Source organism: Labrenzia sp. ATLA3 (genome assembly GCF_057180185.1).
In genome coordinates this window covers 211405-234682 of sequence record NZ_JBXUKV010000008.1, presented here as the reverse complement: position 1 = coordinate 234682, position 23278 = coordinate 211405, and the positions used below count along the sequence as shown (strand labels likewise).

Genomic DNA, 23278 nt, shown 5'->3' with positions numbered 1-23278 from the left:
GTCTGCTGTCGGGTGCACCTGAAGTCAAACCAAACAGGAGGGGCAAGAGCGCGCGGTGGCAACGGAAATCAATCCTCGTCACCTGTAAGGGCATCCCGCAGCTTTTCGATCAGGGATTCCACCTTGTCGTGGGAATATGCCTGCGCTGGCGCGGCGCCCCAGACCGGGCCTGGCCAGGCGGCATCTTCCCGGTACCGGGCAATCACATGAACATGCAGTTGCGACACCTGGTTTCCGAGAGCGCCGACATTGAGCTTTTCGCAATCGGTGACCTCACGCAGCGCCTGGCTGGCCAGGGCGATTTCACGCATCAACTGCATCTGGTCCGCTTCTTCCAGGTCGATGATCTCGACGAGATCCGATTTGCGCGGAACAAGCATCAACCAGGGATAATTGGCATCTTTCAGCAGACGGACAGTGCACAGCGTCAGATCGGTGACGAAGTAACTGTCGCCTTCAAGACGCGGATTAAGGGAAAAGGATGACATGAAACGACTCCGGACAGAATTTCCCGAAGGCTACACGCTTCGTGCCGGGTTTGGGAGTGTGATTTCCCGGCGAACAAAAAACCGTGTTTCCCTCTTGCCAAACCCCATCATCCTTCTGATATAAGGCCCTCGGGAGGTTGGTGGTGGACGAGCCACTCGCCAACCGGGTCAGGTCCGGAAGGAAGCAGCCCTAACGAGCCTCGGCACGGGTCATCGTGCCAGCCTCCCACCCTATTCAAAGCTTCAAGCTTTGCCAAAAAGCACCGCCGGTTCGCCGCGGTGCTTTTTTTGTTTTTCGGGTTGGCTACGCTGCTTGTCGAACCTCGGCGTTGACAAGAGAGGTACATTGGTACCAACATAACATCATGCAAAAATCAATCGAACGCGTTCAGACCGGTGTGCGTCTGGAAAAGCGGCTGCTCAAGGTTCTCAAGGGCCTGGCCGAGCATCTGGATATCAGCCTCGGCGATCTGATCGAGGGCATGGCGCTGCATGCCTTCGAGAACAAGCCACCTTTTTCGGAAGAAACGCTGGACAAGATCCGCCAGCTCAAGAGCGTCTACGATCTGGATCTGAGCGCGGTCGACAGCCACAAACTGAAGGATGAAGGGGATGCCGGAGCTTAGGGACTACGCGGAACTTTCCGATCGCTTTGAGGCGGGGCACCTGGACCCGAAGGACTTCAGCCATGTGGACCACATCGGCGTTGCCTGCCGGATGCTGCAGCAGGACGCATTTCTCGATGCAGCCAGTCGATACGGCAAGGCGCTGCGCGGTCTCGTCGCGCGCGCTGGCGTTCCGGAGAAATTCAACACGACCATCACCTTGGCCTTCCTCGGCATCTTGTCGGAACGCATGGCCGAGACGCCGCATGAAACCTTTGAGGAGTTTCTGGCGAAGAACCCCGACCTCAGCTCGCGGGAGCTGATGGGGACATGGTATTCGGATGCACGGCTCGCATCAAAAGGCGCACGGGAAGGGTTTCTCTTGCCGGACAGATACCGGGACTAAACACTTAGCTTCGCTTTCTGCCAAGGCGCTTGGCGTTGGCACGCACGCGCTTGGCGTAGGGCCCCAGGCCCTCGGCCGCGGTCGATTGACCCAGACTTGCGGAAAACTGGCGTAGGGAAAATGGAAAATATGGGCCCAGCCAGAAGTGGCGAGCGGATGTCATTCCATGACGCATCATCGCCATGTTCAGCGCAAGCGTGCTTTCCGTGGCTGCGTCGAGTTTTTCACTCACCATCCGCAGCAACTCCGGATTGGAGTTTGACGTCCCGGACTGCAGGCTGGTCGCCCAGTCCTGGCAACGCAACGCGATGACGACAGGCGCTTGAAACCACAGGGTGAAGAGGTCGTTCGCGAGTTTTCCAGACATATCGGCTCCCGGGTGAAACCCGGCAGGAAATCACGGCCGGCAGGTACTCAACGCGAGGGTTGGGCAAAAGGTTCCCCACGGGCGGTGCGATCAGTTGCCGGACAACACACAAAAACTTTCAAAAGCCCGTCCCACTTTTTGAAAAAATGGTTATGGTGCGGCTCATGGACGAGACAGGCTTTTCAGAAAATGGCGGCGGACAGACGCCGGGACTGATGGCGGATCAGGGCGCGGTGAAACCGGCGGCCGACGATGGCGCCTACCGTGTTCTTGCGCGCAAGTACCGGCCGAAGACCTTTGAAGATCTGGTTGGCCAGGAGCCGATGGTGCAGACGCTGGAAAACGCGTTTGAAACCGGGCGGATCGCGCAGGCCTGGATGCTGACCGGTGTGCGTGGTGTCGGCAAGACCACCACCGCCCGTATTCTCGCCCGTGGCCTGAACTACGAAGTGCCGGGTGTCGCCGACAAGCCGACGGTGAAGCTGACCCAGGAAGGCACGCACTGCAAGGCCATCATGGAAGGCCGCCATGTCGACGTCATCGAGATGGACGCCGCCTCCCATACCGGCATCAACGATATTCGCGAGATCATCGATGCGGCCCGCTATCGCCCGGCAACGGCGCGCTACAAGGTCTACATCATCGACGAAGTGCACATGCTCTCGAACGCCGCTTTCAACGGGTTGCTGAAAACGCTGGAAGAGCCGCCGGAACATGTGAAATTCATCTTCGCGACGACGGAAATCCGCAAGGTGCCGATCACCGTCCTGTCGCGGTGCCAGCGGTTTGACCTGCGCCGGATCGACCAGTCCAAGCTGATCGGCCTGCTGCGCCGGATTTCCGATGCCGAGGGCATCCAGATTTCCGACGAAGCCCTGATGCTGATTGCCCGTGCGGGCGAGGGGTCTGCGCGTGATTCTCTGTCCCTGCTAGACCAGGCCATGGCCCATGGGGCCGGTGCCATCGAGGCGGAAGATCTGCGCCAGATGCTCGGTCTTGCGGATCGCGCCCGGGTGATCGACCTCTTCGGCTACATCATGGCCGGCCGTATCGAAGAGGCGCTGGGCGAGTTGCAGGCGCAATATGAAGTCGGCGCGGACCCGGCCATTGTACTGACCGACCTGGCGGACTTCACCCACCTTGTCACCCGTATGAAGGTTGCGCCGAAATCGGCGGACGAAGCGTCCGTTACCGAGGCCGAGCGGGCGCGTGGACGCGAGTTTGCCGAGCAGATCTCCGTGCGGCTTCTGTCCCGTGCCTGGCAGATCCTGCTGAAGGGTGTTCAGGAAGTCCAGGCTGCGTCCAAGCCTCTGGCGGCGGCGGATATGGTGCTGGTGCGCCTCGCCTACGCCGCGGACCTGCCGGACCCGGGCGACCTGATGGCGCAGATCAAGAACGGCCAGAACCCGTTTGGCGGCGCTGGGCCGTCCGGTGGTGGTGCTCACGCCGGTGGCGGCGGCGGCGGTCCGTCCGCAATGGCGGTCGGCATGAATTACACTTCCGGCAATACCGGCGGTGGCCCGACCATGCAGGCAAGCGCCCGCCCGCAGCTCTCGGCCATTCAGGGCGGCAAGCCGGCGCCTCAGGTAACGCCGCAAGCCGCGCCCGAACCGCAGGCTCAGCCCGCGTACAATCTGAAGACGCTTTACGATTGCGCCGCCCTTGCTTCCGAGAAGGGCGACATTCCGTTCAAGGTGAAAATCCAGCGTCTCATGCGGCTGGTGAAATTCGAGCCCGGCAAGATCGAGATCCAGCCGACAGACGATGCGCCGGCCGATATTGCCGGCGAATTCGGCCGCAAACTGACCGAATGGACCGGGCAGCGCTGGTTCGTCGTGGTGTCACGCAATCAGGGCCGGCCCACTATTCATGAGGAACAGGAGGCCAACCAGCAGCAGCTTCTGTCCGATGCGAAGTCGCACCCAACCGTTGCCGCCCTGCTGTCCCAGTTCCCGGGAGCTCGCGTGGTCGACGTCAAGGTTCAGGTGACCGAGGAAGACGACGCTGCTCTGGCCGATCCGATGGTCAGCGATCCGCTGCTAAGCGAAGCGCTCGGCGATGACGAAGACGATTGATCCGCGCTTCTTGTTCTTCTAAATGCAGTTCCCAGATAGGTAAGGTCGCGGAGATCCGCACCACGTGAGGGTTTGGAAGGAGAATCCATGGATTTCCTCAAGATGATGAAACAGGCCAAGCAAATGCAGGAGCAGATGGGCTCGCTGCAGGAGCAGATCGTTGAGATCGAGGCCGAAGGTTCGGCCGGCGGCGGTCTGGTTACCGTACGCCTGAACGGCAAGAGCGATCTGAAATCGCTGTCGATCGATCCGTCTCTTCTGAAGGAAGAGGAAAAGGAGATCCTTGAGGATCTGCTGATTGCCGCTCATACCGAAGCCCGTGCCAAGGTCGAGCAGGCCATTCAGGAAAAGACCCAGGAATTGATGGGTGGCCTCGGCCTGCCCCCCGGCATGAAATTGCCGTTCTGATACCGGCTGAAGGGCGCGGGACCGTGAAGGCCGTGCGCTGTGCCACGTAATCCAGCCCTTTGACCGCGTCTTGGAAACCAGGGGCGCGGGGTGGCCGGTTTGACGTGGCAGATCTTTCAGGTGGTCGGAACGTGCGGTGAAGAGAAAACCATGGCGCAGAAAAGTGTGGCAGGACCGGAAATCGAACGGCTGATCCAGCTCCTGGCAAAGTTGCCTGGGCTCGGGCCCCGGTCTGCGCGCCGCGCCGCATTGCACCTGATCAAGAAAAAGGATCAGCTGCTGGTGCCACTGGCCGAGGCCATGGGTATCGCGGTTCGGGAAATCGGCATCTGTTCCACCTGTGGCACGGTCGATACTTCCGACCCCTGCACGATCTGTTCAGATCCCAAGCGCGACCAGAGCGTTCTGGTGGTGGTCGAGGATGTTGCCGATCTGTGGGCCCTGGAACGCGCCGGCGCGGTCAATGCCCGCTACCACGTTCTTGGCGGCAACCTGTCGCCTCTCGATGGTATCGGTCCGGACGACCTCAATCTTGCATCGCTGATCGACCGCTGCGGATCGGAAGGCTTTACGGAAGTCATTCTGGCGATCAACGCCACTGTCGAAGGGCAGACCACGGCTCACTACATCATGGACCAGTTGTCTCACCTTGAGGTCAATGTCACACGGCTGGCCCATGGCGTGCCGGTCGGCGGCGAGCTTGACTATCTGGACGAGGGGACGCTGGCACAGGCACTGCGCGCCCGAACGCGGTTCTAGAAAGCCCCTTGAGGCCGGACGCCCGGCGCACCGAAGAAGCTGACGACCCTACTTCTCAAATAAAAACGCTGCGCAAAACAGATCGCCGGGGAACCGGTAGATCTCCCGGCTTGAGGAAAAGCCGGCCGCCTTGCCCATCGCCACCCAGTCCTCCGGGGCTTCGGGAAAATCGTGCGCGCTGATGTGCTGCCAGAGGTGGTCGTATTCGGCGTCGGTCAGGGAGCGGAGCCGGTGGCGCAGTTCTGTCTGCCAGCGATGTGTGTAGTTTGCCCGGTCTTCGCCGGCCAGACACACAAGTTCCGCGCAGACGAAGACGCCGCCCGGCTTGAGGGCGCCCCGGATCGCCGTCAGCATTTCCTGTTTCTGCGCGCGCTGAAGATGATGGATGGAATAGCCGCACCAGATGAAGTTGGCGCTGGCCGGGCGTCTCAGGATGCCTTCGACCATATCCTCTTCGGCAAGTTCCACGTCATAGGGCACATCTTTCATCACCTTGGCGGCAGCTTGCAGCGCCGGTCGTGACAGGTCGAGGCCCTCGTAATTGGCAACCTTGCTGCCCTCCAGAACCATATGCGCAAGGCTGGCGTCGCCGCACGCCAGATCCAGAAAGGCAAAGGGCCTGTCGAAACGCCTGCCGATCTCTTCGCGCAACAGCTGGCCGATTTCCCGGTGGTGCATCTCGTTGGCGCGAACGAGCTTTTGATAAATCTTCCACTCGAACTGGAACATGTCGAGGGCATCGGGTGCCAGAACCTTGCTGACATCGGTGTCGGGGTTGAAGTGAAGATGCAGCATCGAACTGTCCGGAGTGGTGGAGTGAGGGGCCGACGGAAAACGCCATTTCACAAATTCTAGTTTCAGATATACGAGTCCACAACATTAAGTTTAGTTTCTCGGCTGTACGCTCGCGCAGGCTTGCACATGGCGGGCACCGCACTTATGTCAGCGCAGTCGTTCACGAAAAATTTGAAGGTGTCATGTTCCAAGCTGCCTCCCGCGCCATGTCCGAGGTGTTCGAACCGCCGTTCCGGGCAATTTTCTGGAAGATGCTTGGCTTTACACTTGGCGTGCTGGTGGTCATCTGGATCGCCCTGCAGGGCGTCATCGCCGCCTTCGTTGCACTTCCCTATGCCTGGATGGACACGGCGTTATCCGTGTTGACGGGCATTGGTGCGATTTTTGTACTCGGTTTTCTGATCGCGCCGATTTCAGCGCTGTTCGCTGGCCTGTTTCAGGACGAGATCGCCGACATCGTCGACCGGAAAGACTACCCGGGCGACCGGCCCGGCAGAGCTCTGCCGCTGTCCCAGTCGATCATGCAGACCATCAAGTTCACCGGCGTTGTCATCCTGGGCAACCTGTTTGCGCTGGTCTTGCTGCTTGTTCCCGGCGTCAACCTGGTCGCCTTCTTCATTGTGAACGGTTATCTGCTTGGACGGGAATTCTTCGAGTTCGCGGCCATGCGCTTTCTTCCGGCGGCCGAGGCAAAGGCGTTCCGCAAGGCGCGCGGAGGAACCGTATTTCTGGGCGGACTGGTCATCGCGGGCCTGCTTGCGGTGCCGATCCTCAATTTGGTGACGCCGATCTTCGCTACCATCTTCATGCTGCATCTCTACAAGCTGCTGGCTGCCCGCGCGTCGATGCCCGCATCCGCACGGCGGAACGATACCCTCTAGGTTCACGTAAAGGCTTCCCACAGGCCGACGTTTCGTTGTCGCACGCACCCAGACACTTGCATTGCGCGGTCTGATCTGACCAAGTGCCCCTCCGAAGTGGAGGAGCCCATGCAGGAATTGCTGACGGAAATCGCGGAGGCGGCTGCGGCCAACCCCGAAAAGGGTAACGTTGCGACCTATATTCCCGAATTGGCGGGGATCGATCCCGCCCAGTTCGGCATGGCCATCGCGCTGACAGACGGCAGGGTGTTTACCGCCGGCGACGCCGATGTTCCGTTTTCCATCCAGTCGGTTTCCAAGATTTTTGCCCTGGCCCTGGCGCTTGGCCGCGTGGGGGACCAGCTTTGGCGCCGCGTTGGCCGCGAGCCGTCCGGGCTGTCCTTCGATTCGATCCTGCTTCTGGAGCGCGAGCAGGGGATTCCGCGCAACCCCTTCATCAATGCCGGCGCACTGGTAACGACGGATACCTATCTTGCCGGATCCACGCCGCGCGAAGCGTTGGGAGAGCTGCTGCGGTTCATCCGCGCGGCCTGCGACGACGACAGCATTCACATGAACGAGAAAGTCGCCAAATCGGAGCTTGCCACCGGTCACCGGAATTTCTCGCTCGCGCATTACCTGGCCTCCTGCGGCAACCTGCAGGCCTCCGTCGAAAAGGTGCTCGGTACTTACTGTCATCAGTGTGCCATCGAAATGTCCTGCCGGCAGCTTGCGCTTGCCGGCCGCTTTCTGGTGGATGCGCCTGGCGTGCCGAGCCTTGTTTCGATCGAGCGGCGCCGGCGGATCAACGCCCTCATGATGACCTGCGGCCATTATGACGGCTCGGGTGATTTTGCCTTTCGTGTCGGCATGCCGGGCAAAAGCGGTGTTGGCGGTGGCATCCTCGTGATTTCTCCCAGCCGGGCGTCCATCGCCGTCTGGTCACCGGGGCTCAACCCCTATGGCAATTCCAAGCTCGGCACAGAGGCGATGGAGCATTTCGCGCGAAAAACCGGCTGGTCGGTGTTCGGTGTTCCCCATGGCGGCGAAGGCGCTCACGGTTAGGTCACGTTCCGACACGGGATGGATTTAAACGATATAGAAGTAGTTTCGGGTCAATTAGGCCTATAGGATGTTTTGACCTTTTGAAGCGTTGGCGCTATTACGCATCTAGGCAACGCTTTGATTTGCTTACGTTTGCGTAAACGTAAACTGGGGTGAGGTGAGTTGAGGTTGGGTCGTTTGGCCATGCGGCCGCGCCGGTTCGTCCGGGGGCGGAAACAGGTTCGAACGGGTCATCTTAAGCGCATTTCGCTCTAGCGTCGTACGGGAGAGGAATTCCATGTCGAACGCCGATCTGCGGGGCAACCGCCCGCTGTCGCCCCATCTTCAGATTTACAAGCCCATTCTGACGATGGTCATGTCGATCGTGCACCGCATCACTGGCGCGGCGCTTTATTTCGGCACTGTCCTGCTGGCCTGGTGGCTCATCGCCGCTGCGGCGGGCCCCAGCTACTTCGATTTCGTCAACGGCATCTACGGCTCGATCATCGGCCGTCTGATCCTGTTCGGCTTCACCTGGGCGCTCGTGCATCACATGCTCGGCGGCCTGCGTCACTTCGTCTGGGACATGGGCGCGGGCTTCGGCAAGGAAGCGCGCGAGTGGTTCGCGAAAGCGACCATCATCGGTTCCGTTGCCCTGACGGTGATCCTCTGGATCATCGGCTACGCAGTTAGCTAAGGAGAGTGTCATGACGGATATGCGCACACCCCTGAACAAGGTTCGCGGCCTGGGTTCTGCCAAGGAGGGGACGGATCACTTCTGGAAACAGCGTCTCACCGCTGTCGCCAACGTGTTCCTGATCTCGTTCTTCGTGATCCTCGTGATCGCAATGCAAGGCTCGTCCCACGGCGATGTGGTCGACACCCTCAGGAACCCACTTATTTCAATCATCCTGCTCCTGGTTATCCTGTCCGGCGTCTATCACATGAAGCTCGGCATGCAGGTGATCATTGAAGACTATGTGCATGGCGAAGGTCTCAAGTTCCTCACGTTGATGGCGAACACCTTCTTCTGTGCCTTTATCGGTTTCGGCTGCGTCTTCGCAGTTCTCAAGATTGGCTTTGGAGGCTGACCCGAATGGCCAAGACGTATGAATTTGTCGACCACACCTATGATGTGGTTGTCGTCGGCGCCGGTGGCGCGGGCCTGCGGGCAACGCTCGGCATGGCCGAGCAGGGCCTGAGAACGGCCTGTATCACCAAGGTGTTCCCGACCCGCTCCCACACGGTTGCTGCCCAGGGCGGCATTGCCGCGTCGCTCAAGAACATGACGCCGGACTGCTGGGAATGGCACATGTACGACACGGTGAAGGGGTCCGACTGGCTCGGCGACACCGACGCCATGGAATATCTCGCCCGTGAAGCTCCGAAGGCGGTTTACGAACTGGAACACTACGGTGTGCCGTTCTCGCGTACGGAAGATGGCCGCATCTATCAGCGTCCGTTCGGCGGCCACATGCAGAACTACGGCGAAGGCCCCCCCGTGCAGCGCACCTGTGCGGCGGCCGACCGGACCGGTCACGCCATTCTGCACACGCTCTACGGCCAGTCCCTGCGCAACAATGCAGAATTCTACATCGAGTATTTCGCACTCGACCTGATCATGTCCGAAGACGGTGTCTGCCAGGGCGTGATCGCGTGGAACCTCGATGACGGCACCATGCATCGGTTCGCCGCCAAGATGGTGGTTCTGGCGACCGGCGGTTACGGCCGTGCCTTCTTCTCGGCAACCTCCGCCCACACCTGCACCGGTGACGGTGGCGGCATGGTGGCCCGTGCGGGCCTGCCGCTTCAGGACATGGAATTCGTTCAGTTCCACCCGACCGGCATCTACGGCTCCGGCTGTCTGATCACCGAAGGGGCCCGCGGCGAAGGCGGGTATCTGGTCAACTCCGAAGGCGAGCGCTTCATGGAGCGCTACGCACCGTCGGCCAAGGACCTTGCCTCCCGTGACGTGGTCTCGCGCTGCATGACCATGGAAATCCGTGAAGGCCGCGGCGTCGGCAAGAGCAAGGACCACATCTTCCTGCACCTGGATCACCTTGATCCTGCAATGCTGGCCGAACGCCTGCCGGGCATTTCCGAAAGTGCCCGCATCTTCGCCGGCGTCGATGTGACCAAGGATCCGATCCCGGTCCTGCCGACCGTTCACTACAACATGGGCGGCATTCCGACTAACTACTGGGGCGAAGTGCTGAATGCGGACGGCGACAATCCGAACCGCATCCAGGAAGGCCTGATGGCCGTTGGTGAAGCTGGCTGCGCATCGGTTCACGGTGCCAACCGTCTCGGCTCCAACTCCCTGATCGACCTTGTGGTCTTCGGCCGTGCGGCGGCGATCAAGGCGGCTGAGGTCGTTGACCCCAAGTCTGCCGTGCCAACACCGAACGAAGCGTCCTGCGAAAAGATCATGGACCGTTTCGACAAGCTGCGGAACGCCTCCGGCTCGATCCCGACCGCGGATCTGCGCGACAAGATGCAGCGCGCCATGCAGGAAGACGCAGCCGTTTTCCGCACCCAGGAAACCCTGGAGCAGGGCTGCAAGCGCCTCACCGATATCTGGGGCGAGTTGAAGGACATCAAGGTCTCCGATCATTCGCTGATCTGGAACTCCGACCTGGTGGAAACGCTGGAGCTGGAAAACCTGATGGCCAACGCCATCACCACGGTCTATGGCGCGGAAGCCCGCAAGGAAAGCCGCGGCGCCCATGCCCGCGAGGACTACAAGGACGGTCCGTTCTCCGGCCGCGACGACGAGAACTGGCGCAAGCACACGCTTGCCTGGGTCGACGAAGCCGGCAAGGTCAAGCTGGACTACCGTCCGGTGGTCGTCGATCCGCTGACCACCCTGGACGAGGGTGGTATCGATCCGAAGAAGATCGCGCCGAAAGCGCGCGTCTACTAAGGAGACGATGTGGTGAGCCAGGCGGCAACCCTTTTGGACACGAGAAGTCCGTTCGGCACCTATCCCGCCGAACGGATGGTTCGTGCTGCCTGGCGTCTTGCCGACCGGCATGACCTGTCCAAGGGCCTGCGCAGGCGTATCCGCTCCCTGGTGGCGCGGTTCTTCAAGGGTCCTTACGACATGGAAGCGGATGGTCTGAAGTTCCGGATCTATCCGGGCGAGAACTACGACGACCGCAAGATCCTGGCGAAGGGACGCCTGCCGGAACGGGAAGAGCACAAGCTGATCGAGCCGCATCTGGGCAAGGACAAGGTGTTTGTCGATATCGGTGCCAACATTGGCTCCTATTCGATTTTTGCCGCAGGTCTGGGCGCGCAGGTTGTCGCGATCGAGGCCAATCCGCAAACGGCGACGAAACTTGGTTTCAACGTGCGTGCGAACGACCTCGACACCGTCACGGTGGTCAACTCGGCCGTTGGGCCGCGCGACGATATGCTGCCGCTCTGGCAGGAACCGAGCAATTGCGGCTTCGCCACCTTTGTGAAGGACCTGACCACGGGCGAATGGGCCGGCGACTGGACACCGACCTTCGTCAAGGTTCGTCCGCTGACAGCCATCGCCGAGGAGCAGGCGCTCACCCGGATCGACGTCCTGAAAGTTGACGTGGAAGGCTTCGAGGACCGCGTGGTCCTGCCTTTCCTGAGGCACGCGGACCGGAGCCTCTGGCCCCGCGTGATCCTGCTTGAAACCAATTGCCGGCCCTACTGGACCGAGGATTGCCTGAGTGAACTGGCAAACCGCGGCTACGAGGTAACCGGCCAGACGAATGACAACATGGTCTTTGAGCTCTCTGCCTGAGCGAAAGACGATTTGGCCCTGGACGCGAACCCAAGGGCCCAACGCGGAGCAGTAACGAGATGGTTCAGCTGACGCTTCCCCGGAACTCCCAGGTGACGGAAGGCAAGGTTTGGGACAAGCCCGAAGGCGCCACCAACCTGCGTGAATACCGCATCTATCGCTGGAACCCGGACGATGGCCGCAACCCGCGCGTCGACACCTATTTCATCGATGCGGACGATTGCGGTCCGATGGTTCTCGACGGCCTGATCTACATCAAGAACAAGATCGACCCGACGCTGACCTTCCGCCGGTCCTGCCGCGAAGGTATCTGCGGGTCCTGCGCGATGAACATCGACGGCACCAACACCCTGGCCTGTACCAAGGGCATGGACGAGGTTGCCGGTGACGTCGTCAAGATCTACCCGCTGCCACATATGCCCGTGGTGAAGGACCTTGTGCCGGATCTCACGCGCTTCTACGCGCAGCATCGGTCCATCGAACCGTGGCTGAAGACCATTTCTCCGCCGCCGGAAAAAGAATGGCGCCAGTCGCATGAAGACCGTGTGAAGCTCGACGGGCTTTACGAGTGCATTCTCTGCGCCTGCTGCTCCACCTCCTGCCCGAGCTACTGGTGGAACGGCGACCGCTACCTCGGCCCGGCCGTTCTGCTGCAGGCCTATCGCTGGCTGATCGACAGCCGCGACGAAGCCACTGGCGAGCGTCTGGACAATCTGGAAGACCCCTTCCGCCTCTACCGCTGCCACACCATCATGAACTGCTCGCAAGCCTGCCCGAAGGGTCTGAACCCGGCGAAGGCGATTGCCGAGATCAAGAAGATGATGGTCGAACGCCGGGTCTGATGGACCGGTCAGATTTGTTATGCGATTTGGCCGCCCTCGGGCGGCCATTTCTTTGGGAAGACATGGACCATGGATCCGCAGATTGTCTCTGAAATTCAAGCTCGGCTGAAGGAGCTGGAAAGCCGGGAGCGGATCACCATTCCGCTGGCCATCGAAAGCGGCAGCAGAGCATGGGGGTTCCCTTCAGCCGACAGTGACTATGACTGCCGCTTTGTCTATGTCCGCACGATAGAAAAGACGGTGACACTGTTTCCGGTGCGCGACGTCATCGAGGAACCGCTGACACCGGTCTTCGACATAAACGGCTGGGACCTCGCGAAGGCCCTGCGGCTGATGTATGCGGGCAATGCGGTGATTGTGGAGTGGTTGAAGTCGGTCTTCGCCTATCAACTGCACGAACCTTTTCGCAACGCAGCGCTTGATCTGGCAGATGTCGTGTGTGACCGCAGACTGATCTGCAAGCACTACTATCATCTCGCCAAAGCTCAGATCCATAGGCAGAACTTTTTCCAGGGCGATGTATCCCTGAAGAAAACGCTCTATTGCCTGAGGCCACTCGCAGCGCTGATGTGGTTAAGTCACCATCCCGAGCGCGCGGTCGCACCGATGAATTTTCAGGATCTGCGTCAGGACGCCGGGTTCCCGGATGCCGTTTCCCGTGAGATCGACATCTTGCTGGAACGCAAGGCGTTGAGTTCCGAAATGGGCTCCGAAACGCTGAACCCTGTCTTGTCCGGGTTCATTCTCGATACTTTCGAAAGTTTCCAGTCCTTTGCCAACGCAGGCGAGCCCTCAGCGGAGCATCAGGGCCGGATAGATGATTTCTGGCGGCACTGGTCTGCCGACCTCAGTCCGTCCTAGAGTGCCAAACCGGCAGGCTCTGAAAACTCACCCCTTCGCCCGGCACACCAGAAGCGAGCTGTTGCACCAGCCCCGGAACCCGGGAACGCGTCCAAGCATGCGGGTGAGGGCGATTTCGGTGGGTTTCAGCGGTCCCCATTCGAAGGTCTTCCCGCGCAGGTGATGGAACAGCTTTCCGTGGCGGTTGGTTTCCTCGTACCAGGGGCTGAGCATCGGCAGATAGGGCAGGCAGGAGAGATAGCCGATGCCGTGAACCGATTCGATGGTGACGGCGCGGCCGATGATGTCCGACCATTCCTTCAAGGTCATTCGGACCTGGTGTTCGGCATAATGCAGGTGCTTCAGCTTCAGCCGGTCGAGACGGTAGAGCTGAGGCACGACGGCAAGGATCAGCCCGCCGGGTGAGACGACCTCGCCACACTGGCGCATCACCGATTCAATCGCCTCCTGGCGACCGGGCAGATGCTCCAGCACATCCAGCAGCGCGATGATATCCGGTTGCCAGGGAAGATCGTCGCGGTGTTCGGCAAGGCGTGTGGCATCCAGCACGATGTCCGGTTCGAAGGCCGCTTCGTAATCCGCGCCGCAATATTCGAAATCAAGACCCGTAGCGGCGAGATACTCTTTCGAAATCGATGTCGAGCAGCCAATGTCCAGAATACGCGGCGATCGCCCGAGGTCTTGTCCCCAGCTCGAAATAGTGCGGGAAACGATGTCGAATTTCACCGTCCCGTACAGGTTCCTCTGGGCGTTCGCGAGTTTCTTGACCAGATACTGCGAATGCACGGTGACTTCGGATTGCTCTCCGTCCGCTATGTCTGGTCTCTCTGTTCGATCCAGAGTTTGGTGCACACTGCCTCTCCTTCTGTCGCCAAGCGGTGTATGCCGGGTTCGTAGGTGTAGGTCGTCAGGTCTGTCATCAGGACGATCAGCTCGCCCAGGATCAACTCTACCACTTCATCGGCAACGCTGCCGGAGCCTGGAATGAAATTGGCCGGGTATCCGTCATTGACAAGGCAGATCTGCTTGTCCGCGCCCTGCGGGCCGGGAAGCTGGAAGGCCTTGATCGACGGATGAATGTCCGTGGACGGCGATTGTTCCAGAAAGTCGACGTCGATTTCGATACGCCGGGAACTGGCGCTGGCCACAAGACAACCGTTTCGGAGCTGTTTCAGCACGTCGCCGGTTATCGACAGGCGGCCCGATGCCCCGACGACGAGATCGCATGTTTCCAGATCGGTGGGATGAAGCGTCGCGGGATAGCCGGACAGACGGGCCTCGGCGATCTTCAGCGGGTCGACGTCGATCAGCGAGACGATAACATCGAGGCGGCGCAAGGCTTTGGCCAGACCGAAGCCGATCCAGCCAGCGCCGAAGACGGCGGCCCGCCGGCCGGCCAGCGTGTTGCCCATGTCGCGCATGAGGCCGTCGAGGCAACGGGCGATGGTTTCGCCGCAGCGCACCGCCTCCAGACGCTTCAACTCACTGTCAGCACAATGCAGCACGGGCACCTTCAAGTGTGTCTGGCCGGCCCGCCAGACACCTTGCTTGGTGATTTCAACCACCCCTTCCACCAGGTGCAACTGATCCTGAAACTGCTCGTGCAGCAATTCGACTGCGTAACCGCCGACTTCCTGAATGACGAGCTTCTGGTCGGAGGCCTTGCACGCGTCGAGGCTCTTTTGCAGCGTCTCTGCCAGCACCTGCTTGAAGACAGGTTCGGTCTTCGGGCAGTGAACCTTGTCGCCGTAGATCGCCTGCCATTTCAGCCGTGTCACATCGCTTCCCGAGGAATAGGGAATCCCGATGATGGCGTCGAAATCCATGACGCCCTCCAGCGCATCGATCATGCGCCGGGTGTCGTCAAAGAGATGGGCTACCAGCAGATACCGGTGCCCCTCGCTCTTGAACAGGTCGAGCCGCTTCACCAGCGCGGGCAGATAGTCCGCTCGCCGGGCAAAGGCAGGCACGTCAGAGCTGGGTAGGTTGCTTAATGAGTGCATTGTCAGTTATTCCGAGGGTCCCTTCATTCTGGCACCGTGCTGCCCGCACGCACAAGTGCGAGATTTGAAATAGGCCGGAAAAATGAAGTGGCGAATCCCTGTCTTCCGGCGGTCTGCACAGTCCCTGCACAAACACTCCTGAAAAGTCGCTCTTTCTTGCCCTCTTGTGTCCCGTTCGGCGGTCGATGGTTGCCGTGTTGATCGGGTGCCCTTATGCGGGCGCCCTCTGGCAGAGGGTAAATCTGTATGACTAGCGATACTCAAAATGACACCGTCGACCAACCGGAGGAACAGACGCAGTTTACGCAGCGCCGGTCCGAAAAGGCGCCGCCTTTGCGGCCGCCTTCATTTTTGGGCTCTCCAGCAGTCAAATTCGTGATCATCGGGGTGCTGACCGTGATGCTGCTCGTGCCGAGCCTGTTTGTCTGGGTTCTGGTGGAAGAACGTGCCGATAGGGCTCGTGACGTCGCCCAGGACATTGCCCGGTCCTGGGGCGGCGTCCAGCAAATCAACGGCCCCTATCTGGTCGTTCCCTTCAGCGAGACCTACACCGTTTCAACGGATGACAGCTCGAAAACAGAAATGCGGTGGCATACGGCCATCCTGTTTCCGGAAAAGCTGGATGTCGGTGGCGACATTTCCGTCCAGGAGCGCCGGAAATCGATCTACTCCCTGCCAGTCTACCATGGCAGCGTGAACCTGAAGGGCCGGTTTGCAGCCACGTCTCCCGAAACCTTCGAACCGCAATTTGGCGGGCAAATCGACATCGCAGCGGACAAGGCGGTGCTTGTGGTCGGTATCGGAGACATCGCGGCCTTGAAAAGCGAGGTCGGTCTGGTTCTGAACGGCAACGGTTCCGTTCCGTTCGAGCCGGGTCTCGGGCCCTTGACCATGGATCCGATGCGGCGCTCCGTTGCCAGCATGTCCCCGTCCGGCATCAATGCCCCGGTCGCGGCCGGCTTGTGGCGAAACGGGTTTTCCTTTGAAATTCCGATTCAGATGAATGGCTCCAAGGCTTTTTACGTCGCACCGGCCGGGCAAACGACAACCGTCTCCCTGCAATCCGACTGGCCGCATCCAGGCTTCACCGGCGCCTTTCTGCCAGAGACGAGAGATATCGGTGACACGGGGTTCACGGCGTCCTGGACCATCCCCTATCTTGCGCGTGGAATTCCAAGGTCGGTGCTTGGCGCGCATATGCCCTTGCAGGACAAGGCGCTTGGCGTCGAATTCGTCGAACCCATCAATTTCTACCACACCATCGCAAGGTCGCTGAAATACGCCGTCTGCTTCATCAGCTTGACCTTCCTGGCAGTGTTCATTCTGGAGATGCGCTCAAGGTCGCGGGTCCACTGGATCCAGTATGGTCTGGTCGGGCTGTCGCTGATTGTTTTCTATGTCATGCTGCTCGCCCTTGCGGAGCACGTGGGCTACGGACCGGCCTATCTCCTTGCCGCGGCGGCCGCGACGCTCCTGAACACGATCTATATCGGAACGGCGCTCAAGAGCCGTCTTGCGGGCGGCGTGATGCTCATGGTTCTCGCTGCGATATTCGGTGTGCTCTATGCGCTCATGCAAGAGCAGGACTACGCGCTGCTGATCGGCTCGCTGCTTGCCTTCCTGTCTCTCGCCGTCACCATGTTTGCGACCCAGAGGATCGACTGGTCCGGACGGCAGCAGACCGGCGCAAGAGGGCAAGCTGAACCAGCCTGACCGGCTGTCCGATCACGTGACCGGCGGTGCGGTGCTGCACCGCCGGACAAAACGAGGCTTGCATTTTCTATCTCAATGTTCCTATTTTGTTCTATAAATTGAATTGGAGGGAAAAATGCACAAGAGCCGTTTGGGAGACCTGGTGATCGACTGTGAAGGAGGCGATATCGACCGCCACGCGGAATTCTGGGCAGGGGCGCTTGGGCGAACTGTTGAGGCCGAGCCGAAAAACCCCCGCTATCGTCGTCTCATCGGCACGGAAGATGAAATCGGTATCCTGCTCCAGTCGGTCGAACACCCCTCCCGTGTCCATCTGGATATCGAAACCGACGACCCGGAAAAGGAAGTCGCCCGGCTTGAAAGTCTGGGGGCGACGATCGTTCAACAGCTAGATGGCTGGACAGTGATGCAGGCAACCAGCGGCCACCGGTTCTGCATCGTCAAACCGCAATTGGCCGGCTTTGAAGAAACTGCCAAGACGTGGGAGACCTAAGCGCTGCTGAAGCTGGCTTGAGTGCCCGATGCGGGGTTCATCACGGTAGGCTCACGTGCATGTGCTGGTTTGGGGAGTTGAGTTGAGTTTGTCTCCGCAGCGGAGCGCGTTACCTCTGTACGAGAAAACTCGAAATGGGCTTCACGGCGGCTGCCGCCAATGATGCATGTTTCAACGTCGAAACCCAAGCTCGCTGGTCACGCGCAAGCAGCTTTCTGGAGGACCTGACATGAAGCGACTGCTTCCACTCGCCCTTTTCGCCGCAGTCACGGCGTCGATGCCATTGGCAACCGCCCAGGCCGAAACCGCTGTTCTTGCCGGCGGATGCTTCTGGTGCGTTGAATCCGACCTTGAAAAGCTGCCGGGCGTGCGCGACGTCGTTTCCGGTTACGCGGGCGGCGAGACACAGAACCCGACCTACAAGAATTACGAACGGGGCGGACACCGCGAGGCCGTCAAGGTCGACTTCGACGAGACCAAGATCAGTTATGCCGACCTTATCGGGATTTTTCTGCGCACTGTCGATGTGACGGACGCTGGTGGTCAGTTCTGCGACCGGGGACATGCCTACTCGACGGCGATCTATCCTCTGGACGAGGCCCAGGCGAAACAGGCCAAGGCGGAAATCGCCAAGGCGGAAAAGGTGCTCGGCAGCAAGATCGTCACGCCGGTCGAGGCGCCGGCCGTCTTCTGGCCGGCTGAAGATTACCACCAGGGCTACCACGAGAGCCAGGTTCGCACGCTCACCCGCTTCGGCTATGTCACCCGCGCCGATGCCTACAAGGGCTATCGGAAAGGCTGCGGCAGGGATGCGCAGGTCAAGGCCGTGTGGGGGGGAGAAGCCTACAAGGGGGTGCACAAAGCAGGGTCCTAAGGCCCGAAAACGGGCCGTTTCCTGCGGAAACGGCCCAGGTGATCAGCATTTTCGACGAATTGCCAGGCATCAATTTGCCGTAGGGTAAGGTGCGCACTACATACTTCAGGTGGGCTTACGTCTGAAAGGGCGCTAACATGCTGAACCTGTTTGGAAGTCGTGTAGCAGCAGAGCCGGAATTTATTTCTGAATTGAGAGCCGTCGAGACAGAAGATCGCCTTCGAAGATCCACCGCCGCCATGCTGGAAGCAGCAGGGCTGGAAATCTGCGACACAAACACACCGACCGAATTCGCAGCCGCTGCCACCATCGCGATCATGCGGCTCGTGCTCAAGGTGGTCGAGCGCGACTTCGATGGTCTGGGTGTCGAAAATCGCTTCGTCACCGGCCTGTTCGGTTTCCTGATTGCCCACAACCTGACACGGCGCACAAACGCCGATCTGGGCGTCGTGCTCGGAATTGCCGGACTTGATCTCTTCTCGCATGAGGAGATCGAAGAGATCTACAAACTCGGTTCCTCCTACAGACGTCTGCGTCAGCACCGGACCATGCATCTGGCGCTCAAGGACATCATCGACAGTTTCCTGTCGCATCCTGATGAAGAAACCTTGTCGGATCTTGCCGGCGTCTATCAGCTTTGCCTGCAGAAGGACGGCTGACCGGTCAAACTCTGGAATTGGCAGCTCTGCTATACGCCGGCTTCAAAGGCCTCGACCAGTTCCAGGAACGCTTCGCCGTATTTTTCAAGTTTTGACTGGCCAACGCCGGAGACGGCCAGCAGGGCATCTTCGGTCACCGGCCGCGCGGCAGAAATGCCGGCCAGCGTCGCATCGGGAAACACCACATAGGGTGGCACACCCTGATCGCGGGCAATCTGAGTGCGAAGCCTGCGCAGACGCTCGAACAGCAGCTTGTCTTCATGGTCGAGTTCGTCGGCGATGGACGCCGTGCGTGATGAGCTTGTCCGCTTCAGGCCCGCAGCGCTACGGTCCTTGCGCAAGGCGAGCTTTTCATCACCGCGCAAGACGTTCCGTGCCTTTTCCGTCAGCACCAGCGCGCCGAACTGCGTGTGATCGACATCGACGTAACCTGCGGCAACAAGCTGCCGGGCGATCGACTGCCAGGTCTTTTGAGGCACATCCTGGCCGATTCCGAAGACTGACAGCTTCTCATGACCGAAGCGGGTGCTTTTTTCGTTGGTCTTGCCCAGAAGAACGTCGATGACATGTGCCGTGCCGAAGCGTTGTCCGGTGCGGTAGATCGCCGACATCAGTTTCTGGGCAGCTTCCGTGCCGTCCCAGGTTTCCACCGGAGACAGGCAGGTGTCGCAATTTCCGCAGGGCTTGGGATAGGTCTCGCCGAAATGGGCAAGCAGGGCCTGCCGCCGGCAACCGGCTGTCTCGCAGATGCCCAGAAGCGCATTCAGCTTGGCGTTTTCCGCGCGCTTGACTTCCTCCGGAGCATCGCCTTCGGCAATCATGCGCCGGCGCTGCACCAGATCGGCCATGCCATAGGCCATGAAGGCTTCGGAAGGTGCGCCGTCCCGGCCCGCACGACCGGTTTCCTGGTAATAGGCCTCAACGGAAGACGGCAGGTCCAGATGGGCGACATAGCGCACATCCGGCTTGTCGATGCCCATGCCGAAGGCAACCGTTGCCACAAGGCAAAGCCCTTCTTCCAGAAGGAAGGCATCCTGGTTGGCGGAGCGCTGTTCCGCCGGCAGACGGGCGTGATAGGGCAGCGCCTTGATGCCTTTGGAGGACAGCCATTCGGCGATGTCCTCGACTTTTGCACGCGACAGGCAATAGACGATACCGCTCTCGCCGGAATGCTTTTTCAGGAAATCCAGCAATTGCTGGCGCTGGTTGGTGCGCTCGACAATCTCGTAGCGGATATTGGGCCGGTCGAAGCTGGTGGAAAAGACGGCAGCGTCTTCCATCTGCAGGCGGGCCAGAATGTCCTTCTGGGTGTGCGGATCGGCCGTCGCGGTCAGCGCCACACGCGGCACGCCCGGATAACGGTCGCGCAGGCAGGAGAGCGACATGTATTCCGGGCGGAAGTCGTGACCCCATTGGCTGACGCAGTGCGCTTCATCGATGGCGAAAAGCGCGATCTGCAGCGTGTCCAGGAACTTGCGAAAGCTCTCGGTGCCCAGCCGTTCCGGCGTCACGTACAAAAGCTCGATTTCGCCGCGGCGCAGGGCGCTGCGGATGCCGTCCTGTTCTTCCGGTGACAGTGTGGAATTGAGGGCGGCGGCCTGAACACCCGCGGCGCGCAGCGCGCCGACCTGGTCCTTCATAAGCGCAATCAACGGCGAAACGACGATGCCGACCCCGGACCGGCAAAGCGACGGGATCTGATAACAGAGCGACTTGCCGGCCCCGGTGGGAAACAACACCACGGCATCCTTGCCGTCCACAAGCGTTTCGATGACCGCCTGCTGCTTGCCCCGGAAGCTGCTGTAGCCGAAAACCTTCTGCAGAACCGCAAGCGGCTTCGGCTCCGGACGCACGGTCGGAGCGGCAGCATGCTGCACTGGAATGACATCCTCCACGGCAACAGCGGGCGAAACGGGCATGGGTGAGACGGGTCCTTTGATTCCCCCGCACAATGTCTTATTCGCGAAAGAAGGGCAATGAAGGCGCAGCTGTGCCTGTGGATGACCGGGCAGGCCCGGTCCGGGCCGCGAGGAAGTCAGAGGAATGGTCGTTGGCCGGAAGGGCCGGTGCTAGAACTCTGCGTCCGGATCTTTTGCCAGTGTTTCAGCGCAATGAATGCGCATCTGCTCGGTCAGATCACCAAGGTCGCCCTCAAGTTTCTCCGGCCGGATCGGTTTGCCGAAATGCACGCTGAACTTGGCATTTTCCTTGTTCAGCAGTTCATTGAACACCGTCATGTCGCGCAATTCGGTGGACACCCTGGCCAGGAAATAGAACAGCCCGGAATTGCGCCCGCCCATGTGCATGGGAATGATCGGTGCTTTGTTCTTGCGCGCAAGTGCGAGGGCGGATGTCATCCAGGGCCGTTCGGTCAGCTTGCCGTCGTGCCAATAGGCCAGACGCCCGGAAGGAAACAGCACCACGACCCGCTCCTTGGCGAAGGCCGAAGAGGCGAGCTTGATCGTTTCCTTGGATTTTTCCCGGCTCTTGAAGTCCGCCCGCCATTCGACCGGAATGATCATGTCGGCAAGGCGCGGGTTGATGCGGATCGCATCGCGATTGGCAAAGATGGCCAGGTCGTTGCGCCGTGACTTGATGGCATCGTAAAGCACGATGCCATCGGCAATGCCGGTCGGGTGGTTGGAGACCAGCACGACAGGCCCTTCCTGCGGTACCCGTTCAAGGCCAAGCGTGGTGACGTCAAGCGACAGCAGATTGCTCAGATGAGCAAAAACGTCCAGCGCCTCCATATGCGCGATCGTGTCGGCCATTTCGACGGCAGACTTGTATCGCAGGATCTTGTGCGCGAAGGGTCTGATGAACGGCCACCACGGGCTCGCCATTACCAGCTTGCCCCGTTCGGCGATCAGAACATCGACAATATGCTGTTCTGAAACCTGCCTCTGGGACGCTGCCTGACGGCGCGCCGGCAAGGTGTCTGTCGTCTGATCGGTCGTCCGCACAATGCACCTCTGCCCACGAGATAACTACCTTACTCCGATGCATCGTTAACGAAATCAGCTTCTTGGTGCAAATGATCGTTGTACGATTTTCAGGATCGAAGCCCGCTCACAAGCGGCTCAACTCCACAGGGAACTGGTAAAAATTGCCAGCGATGTCAAGAAGGAGGCAGCCCAGGCGAGCGAGCGTGGCGTCGCCCGGTCCGCCCAGTAGCAGCCGATATAAATGATCCTCAGTAGCACAAAAAGCACAGCGAGCCTGTCGATCCAGTGCGGATCACCGCCCTGGTTGAGGCCGACGAAAACGGCAACTGCGAAAAGAGGGAAGGCTTCGAAGCCATTTGCCTGTGCTCCCTGCGCCCGGGCGCGGAACCCGTCTCGCCAATACTCCGGATCGCGCGGACGGGCATTGTCGAAGGACTTGTTCAGTTTGGCCGGAAAGACCGAAAGTATAGGCAGGATGGCGGCGGCAAGGATGCACCAGAAGACAGTCGGCATAGGGGGCTCCTCTTGGGCTTGTTTAAAGGTTCGGGGCAATCCCGCAATGAGGGACCTGCAGAACGCCGGCCTGTGCGCGAGCGCTTGAGCGCAGGTTTATCAGCCTCCGGAAAGATATCCTCATGATTTTCATGTCTCTACCGGCTTTGTCATAAAGTTTTCCCGCCGCAGCGGTAGGGGGAGGCCGCCCATGGCGTCCCTGTCATGGCCCGACCCGCGAAGGAAAGCCAAGTGCCAAAACAACCGTTCTGTTCGTCTGTCCGGACAACAGCCTGCTGTCGCCTCTGGCCGAAGCCTATCTGAATTTTCGGGCAGGCGGCCTGATGCGGGCCTTTTCCGCAGGCGTGGCGCCTTCGCAAAGCCTGAGCCGGCACGTGCGCCGGCTTCTGTCGGCGCGGGGCATTGATGCCGTTGGCCTCGCCCCCAAACCGGTGGGCGTTTTCCTGATGCCGCATGCGGAAATTCCCGACAGGGTGGTCTGTCTCGCCGATCAGGAACCTGTCGTCTTGCCGCCCCAATGGAAAACCACGACGTCCAGCCATTGGTGGCACATTGCGGCAAAGCCGCCTTTTCCGGAAGGTTTTGCTGCCTGCGCGGCCTATTTCGAGAGGATCGCAGGCGCAATAGACCGGCTTGTGGAGCCTCCGAAATCAGCTGGTGTCAACGTATCGAACCGCGTCGCCTGACAGATGTTGAGATGGTCGATTTTCAGGATTTTGGATTTTCGACAAATTGTGGGCTAAGAGTGGCTCCCATATTGGGACGAAGGTGAGGGATTGATTCGTCA

General features: G+C 60.1%; 26 protein-coding genes and 1 other RNA gene. 19 read left to right on the top strand and 8 right to left on the bottom strand.

Going from position 1 to position 23278, the window contains the following annotated elements:
• Nucleotides 1-68: 68 nt before the first annotated feature.
• Nucleotides 69-488 carry an HIT domain-containing protein gene (locus AC2A6O_RS22710; RefSeq protein ID WP_498930504.1) on the bottom strand — a complete coding sequence of 140 codons (420 nt, stop codon included), beginning with the start codon at nt 486-488 and terminating at the stop codon, nt 69-71.
• 132 nt (nt 489-620) lie between these two features.
• Here AC2A6O_RS22710 and ffs point away from each other — a divergent pair.
• From ffs to AC2A6O_RS22695, 3 genes are all read left to right on the top strand, one after another.
• Nucleotides 621-718, top strand: an RNA gene (ffs, locus tag AC2A6O_RS22705) — signal recognition particle sRNA small type.
• Nucleotides 719-853: 135 nt separating this feature from the next.
• Nucleotides 854-1114 (top strand): hypothetical protein, encoded by a 261-nt coding sequence (locus AC2A6O_RS22700; protein ID WP_498930502.1) that lies wholly within the window; start codon nt 854-856, stop codon nt 1112-1114.
• Entirely contained in the window at nt 1101-1499 is a 399-nt protein-coding gene (locus tag AC2A6O_RS22695; protein WP_498930500.1) for a hypothetical protein, read from the top strand. The genes AC2A6O_RS22700 and AC2A6O_RS22695 overlap by 14 nt, the downstream gene beginning before the upstream one ends.
• Before the next feature lie 4 nt (nt 1500-1503).
• Here the strand turns inward: AC2A6O_RS22695 and AC2A6O_RS22690 are convergent, their stop codons facing one another.
• Complete coding sequence (locus AC2A6O_RS22690; protein ID WP_148582163.1) at nt 1504-1866, bottom strand: hypothetical protein; 363 nt, start codon at nt 1864-1866, stop codon at nt 1504-1506.
• A gap of 164 nt (nt 1867-2030) precedes the next feature.
• On the opposite strand from AC2A6O_RS22690, the gene AC2A6O_RS22685 reads away from it, so the two are divergent.
• The 3 genes from AC2A6O_RS22685 (at nt 2031) to recR (ending at nt 5108) form a co-directional block, all read left to right on the top strand.
• The gene (locus tag AC2A6O_RS22685; protein ID WP_498930497.1) at nt 2031-3941 is read left to right on the top strand and encodes a DNA polymerase III subunit gamma/tau; all 1911 of its coding nucleotides are present in this window, start codon (nt 2031-2033) and stop codon (nt 3939-3941) included.
• Between the two features lie 87 nt (nt 3942-4028).
• Nucleotides 4029-4349, top strand: a complete 321-nt coding sequence (locus tag AC2A6O_RS22680; protein WP_148582165.1) for a YbaB/EbfC family nucleoid-associated protein — start codon at nt 4029-4031, stop codon at nt 4347-4349.
• Between the two features lie 150 nt (nt 4350-4499).
• Nucleotides 4500-5108 (top strand): recombination mediator RecR, encoded by a 609-nt coding sequence (recR, locus tag AC2A6O_RS22675; protein ID WP_148582166.1) that lies wholly within the window; start codon nt 4500-4502, stop codon nt 5106-5108.
• A 48-nt stretch (nt 5109-5156) separates the two neighbouring features.
• Here the strand turns inward: recR and AC2A6O_RS22670 are convergent, their stop codons facing one another.
• Nucleotides 5157-5903, bottom strand: a complete 747-nt coding sequence (locus AC2A6O_RS22670) for a class I SAM-dependent methyltransferase (RefSeq protein WP_498930495.1) — start codon at nt 5901-5903, stop codon at nt 5157-5159.
• A gap of 182 nt (nt 5904-6085) precedes the next feature.
• On the opposite strand from AC2A6O_RS22670, the gene AC2A6O_RS22665 reads away from it, so the two are divergent.
• From AC2A6O_RS22665 to AC2A6O_RS22630, 8 genes are all read left to right on the top strand, one after another.
• Nucleotides 6086-6784 (top strand): sulfate transporter family protein, encoded by a 699-nt coding sequence (locus AC2A6O_RS22665; RefSeq protein ID WP_148582168.1) that lies wholly within the window; start codon nt 6086-6088, stop codon nt 6782-6784.
• Between the two features lie 108 nt (nt 6785-6892).
• Nucleotides 6893-7828, top strand: a complete 936-nt coding sequence (locus AC2A6O_RS22660) for a glutaminase (RefSeq protein ID WP_148582169.1) — start codon at nt 6893-6895, stop codon at nt 7826-7828.
• A gap of 277 nt (nt 7829-8105) precedes the next feature.
• Nucleotides 8106-8504 (top strand): succinate dehydrogenase, cytochrome b556 subunit, encoded by a 399-nt coding sequence (gene sdhC / locus AC2A6O_RS22655; protein ID WP_148582170.1) that lies wholly within the window; start codon nt 8106-8108, stop codon nt 8502-8504.
• A 10-nt stretch (nt 8505-8514) separates the two neighbouring features.
• A complete protein-coding gene (gene sdhD, locus AC2A6O_RS22650; RefSeq protein ID WP_148582171.1) occupies nt 8515-8898 on the top strand; it encodes a succinate dehydrogenase, hydrophobic membrane anchor protein in 384 nt (127 codons plus the stop codon).
• A gap of 5 nt (nt 8899-8903) precedes the next feature.
• The gene (sdhA, locus tag AC2A6O_RS22645; protein ID WP_148582172.1) at nt 8904-10730 is read left to right on the top strand and encodes a succinate dehydrogenase flavoprotein subunit; all 1827 of its coding nucleotides are present in this window, start codon (nt 8904-8906) and stop codon (nt 10728-10730) included.
• A gap of 12 nt (nt 10731-10742) precedes the next feature.
• Nucleotides 10743-11588 carry an FkbM family methyltransferase gene (locus AC2A6O_RS22640; RefSeq protein ID WP_209000875.1) on the top strand — a complete coding sequence of 282 codons (846 nt, stop codon included), beginning with the start codon at nt 10743-10745 and terminating at the stop codon, nt 11586-11588.
• A gap of 59 nt (nt 11589-11647) precedes the next feature.
• On the top strand, nt 11648-12430 hold the full coding sequence (locus AC2A6O_RS22635; RefSeq protein WP_148582173.1) for a succinate dehydrogenase iron-sulfur subunit: 783 nt from the start codon (nt 11648-11650) through the stop codon (nt 12428-12430).
• A gap of 69 nt (nt 12431-12499) precedes the next feature.
• Nucleotides 12500-13291 (top strand): nucleotidyltransferase domain-containing protein, encoded by a 792-nt coding sequence (locus AC2A6O_RS22630; protein WP_498930491.1) that lies wholly within the window; start codon nt 12500-12502, stop codon nt 13289-13291.
• A 27-nt stretch (nt 13292-13318) separates the two neighbouring features.
• Here AC2A6O_RS22630 and AC2A6O_RS22625 read toward each other — a convergent pair whose 3' ends face one another.
• On the bottom strand, nt 13319-14143 hold the full coding sequence (locus AC2A6O_RS22625; protein WP_498930489.1) for a class I SAM-dependent methyltransferase: 825 nt from the start codon (nt 14141-14143) through the stop codon (nt 13319-13321).
• The gene (locus AC2A6O_RS22620; RefSeq protein ID WP_498930487.1) at nt 14104-15294 is read right to left on the bottom strand and encodes a Rossmann-fold NAD(P)-binding domain-containing protein; all 1191 of its coding nucleotides are present in this window, start codon (nt 15292-15294) and stop codon (nt 14104-14106) included. Before AC2A6O_RS22620 ends, AC2A6O_RS22625 begins: the two co-directional genes overlap by 40 nt.
• 246 nt (nt 15295-15540) lie before the next feature.
• Between AC2A6O_RS22620 and creD the strand changes: the two genes are divergently transcribed.
• The 4 genes from creD (at nt 15541) to AC2A6O_RS22600 (ending at nt 19033) form a co-directional block, all read left to right on the top strand.
• Complete coding sequence (gene creD / locus AC2A6O_RS22615) at nt 15541-17007, top strand: cell envelope integrity protein CreD (protein ID WP_498930485.1); 1467 nt, start codon at nt 15541-15543, stop codon at nt 17005-17007.
• Between the two features lie 115 nt (nt 17008-17122).
• A complete protein-coding gene (locus AC2A6O_RS22610; RefSeq protein ID WP_498930484.1) occupies nt 17123-17500 on the top strand; it encodes a VOC family protein in 378 nt (125 codons plus the stop codon).
• A 229-nt stretch (nt 17501-17729) separates the two neighbouring features.
• Nucleotides 17730-18374 (top strand): peptide-methionine (S)-S-oxide reductase MsrA, encoded by a 645-nt coding sequence (gene msrA / locus AC2A6O_RS22605; protein ID WP_498930482.1) that lies wholly within the window; start codon nt 17730-17732, stop codon nt 18372-18374.
• A gap of 137 nt (nt 18375-18511) precedes the next feature.
• Entirely contained in the window at nt 18512-19033 is a 522-nt protein-coding gene (locus AC2A6O_RS22600; RefSeq protein ID WP_498930480.1) for a hypothetical protein, read from the top strand.
• Nucleotides 19034-19062: 29 nt separating this feature from the next.
• Here the strand turns inward: AC2A6O_RS22600 and recQ are convergent, their stop codons facing one another.
• The 3 genes from recQ to AC2A6O_RS22585 all read right to left on the bottom strand — a co-directional run bounded on the left by recQ (nt 19063) and on the right by AC2A6O_RS22585 (nt 22491).
• Entirely contained in the window at nt 19063-20952 is a 1890-nt protein-coding gene (gene recQ, locus AC2A6O_RS22595) for a DNA helicase RecQ (protein ID WP_148582179.1), read from the bottom strand.
• Nucleotides 20953-21102: 150 nt separating this feature from the next.
• Entirely contained in the window at nt 21103-21996 is an 894-nt protein-coding gene (locus AC2A6O_RS22590; protein ID WP_148582180.1) for a GNAT family N-acetyltransferase, read from the bottom strand.
• A gap of 117 nt (nt 21997-22113) precedes the next feature.
• Nucleotides 22114-22491 carry an MAPEG family protein gene (locus tag AC2A6O_RS22585; protein ID WP_498930477.1) on the bottom strand — a complete coding sequence of 126 codons (378 nt, stop codon included), beginning with the start codon at nt 22489-22491 and terminating at the stop codon, nt 22114-22116.
• Nucleotides 22492-22739: 248 nt separating this feature from the next.
• On the opposite strand from AC2A6O_RS22585, the gene AC2A6O_RS22580 reads away from it, so the two are divergent.
• Nucleotides 22740-23177, top strand: a complete 438-nt coding sequence (locus AC2A6O_RS22580; protein ID WP_498930848.1) for an arsenate-mycothiol transferase ArsC — start codon at nt 22740-22742, stop codon at nt 23175-23177.
• Nucleotides 23178-23278 lie beyond the last annotated feature (101 nt).

Excerpts from the sequence above, each read along its gene's own strand:
- AC2A6O_RS22710 (WP_498930504.1), bottom strand. The coding sequence starts at position 488 with ATGTCATCCTTTTCCCTTAATCCGCGTCTTGAAGGCGACAGTTACTTC.
- AC2A6O_RS22700 (WP_498930502.1), top strand. The coding sequence starts at position 854 with ATGCAAAAATCAATCGAACGCGTTCAGACCGGTGTGCGTCTGGAAAAG.
- AC2A6O_RS22695 (WP_498930500.1), top strand. The coding sequence starts at position 1,101 with ATGCCGGAGCTTAGGGACTACGCGGAACTTTCCGATCGCTTTGAGGCG.
- AC2A6O_RS22690 (WP_148582163.1), bottom strand. The coding sequence starts at position 1,866 with ATGTCTGGAAAACTCGCGAACGACCTCTTCACCCTGTGGTTTCAAGCG.
- AC2A6O_RS22685 (WP_498930497.1), top strand. The coding sequence starts at position 2,031 with ATGGACGAGACAGGCTTTTCAGAAAATGGCGGCGGACAGACGCCGGGA.
- AC2A6O_RS22680 (WP_148582165.1), top strand. The coding sequence starts at position 4,029 with ATGGATTTCCTCAAGATGATGAAACAGGCCAAGCAAATGCAGGAGCAG.
- recR (WP_148582166.1), top strand. The coding sequence starts at position 4,500 with ATGGCGCAGAAAAGTGTGGCAGGACCGGAAATCGAACGGCTGATCCAG.
- AC2A6O_RS22670 (WP_498930495.1), bottom strand. The coding sequence starts at position 5,903 with ATGCTGCATCTTCACTTCAACCCCGACACCGATGTCAGCAAGGTTCTG.
- AC2A6O_RS22665 (WP_148582168.1), top strand. The coding sequence starts at position 6,086 with ATGTTCCAAGCTGCCTCCCGCGCCATGTCCGAGGTGTTCGAACCGCCG.
- AC2A6O_RS22660 (WP_148582169.1), top strand. The coding sequence starts at position 6,893 with ATGCAGGAATTGCTGACGGAAATCGCGGAGGCGGCTGCGGCCAACCCC.
- sdhC (WP_148582170.1), top strand. The coding sequence starts at position 8,106 with ATGTCGAACGCCGATCTGCGGGGCAACCGCCCGCTGTCGCCCCATCTT.
- sdhD (WP_148582171.1), top strand. The coding sequence starts at position 8,515 with ATGACGGATATGCGCACACCCCTGAACAAGGTTCGCGGCCTGGGTTCT.
- sdhA (WP_148582172.1), top strand. The coding sequence starts at position 8,904 with ATGGCCAAGACGTATGAATTTGTCGACCACACCTATGATGTGGTTGTC.
- AC2A6O_RS22635 (WP_148582173.1), top strand. The coding sequence starts at position 11,648 with ATGGTTCAGCTGACGCTTCCCCGGAACTCCCAGGTGACGGAAGGCAAG.
- AC2A6O_RS22630 (WP_498930491.1), top strand. The coding sequence starts at position 12,500 with ATGGATCCGCAGATTGTCTCTGAAATTCAAGCTCGGCTGAAGGAGCTG.
- AC2A6O_RS22620 (WP_498930487.1), bottom strand. The coding sequence starts at position 15,294 with ATGCACTCATTAAGCAACCTACCCAGCTCTGACGTGCCTGCCTTTGCC.
- creD (WP_498930485.1), top strand. The coding sequence starts at position 15,541 with ATGACTAGCGATACTCAAAATGACACCGTCGACCAACCGGAGGAACAG.
- AC2A6O_RS22610 (WP_498930484.1), top strand. The coding sequence starts at position 17,123 with ATGCACAAGAGCCGTTTGGGAGACCTGGTGATCGACTGTGAAGGAGGC.
- msrA (WP_498930482.1), top strand. The coding sequence starts at position 17,730 with ATGAAGCGACTGCTTCCACTCGCCCTTTTCGCCGCAGTCACGGCGTCG.
- AC2A6O_RS22600 (WP_498930480.1), top strand. The coding sequence starts at position 18,512 with ATGCTGAACCTGTTTGGAAGTCGTGTAGCAGCAGAGCCGGAATTTATT.
- recQ (WP_148582179.1), bottom strand. The coding sequence starts at position 20,952 with ATGCCCGTTTCGCCCGCTGTTGCCGTGGAGGATGTCATTCCAGTGCAG.
- AC2A6O_RS22585 (WP_498930477.1), bottom strand. The coding sequence starts at position 22,491 with ATGCCGACTGTCTTCTGGTGCATCCTTGCCGCCGCCATCCTGCCTATA.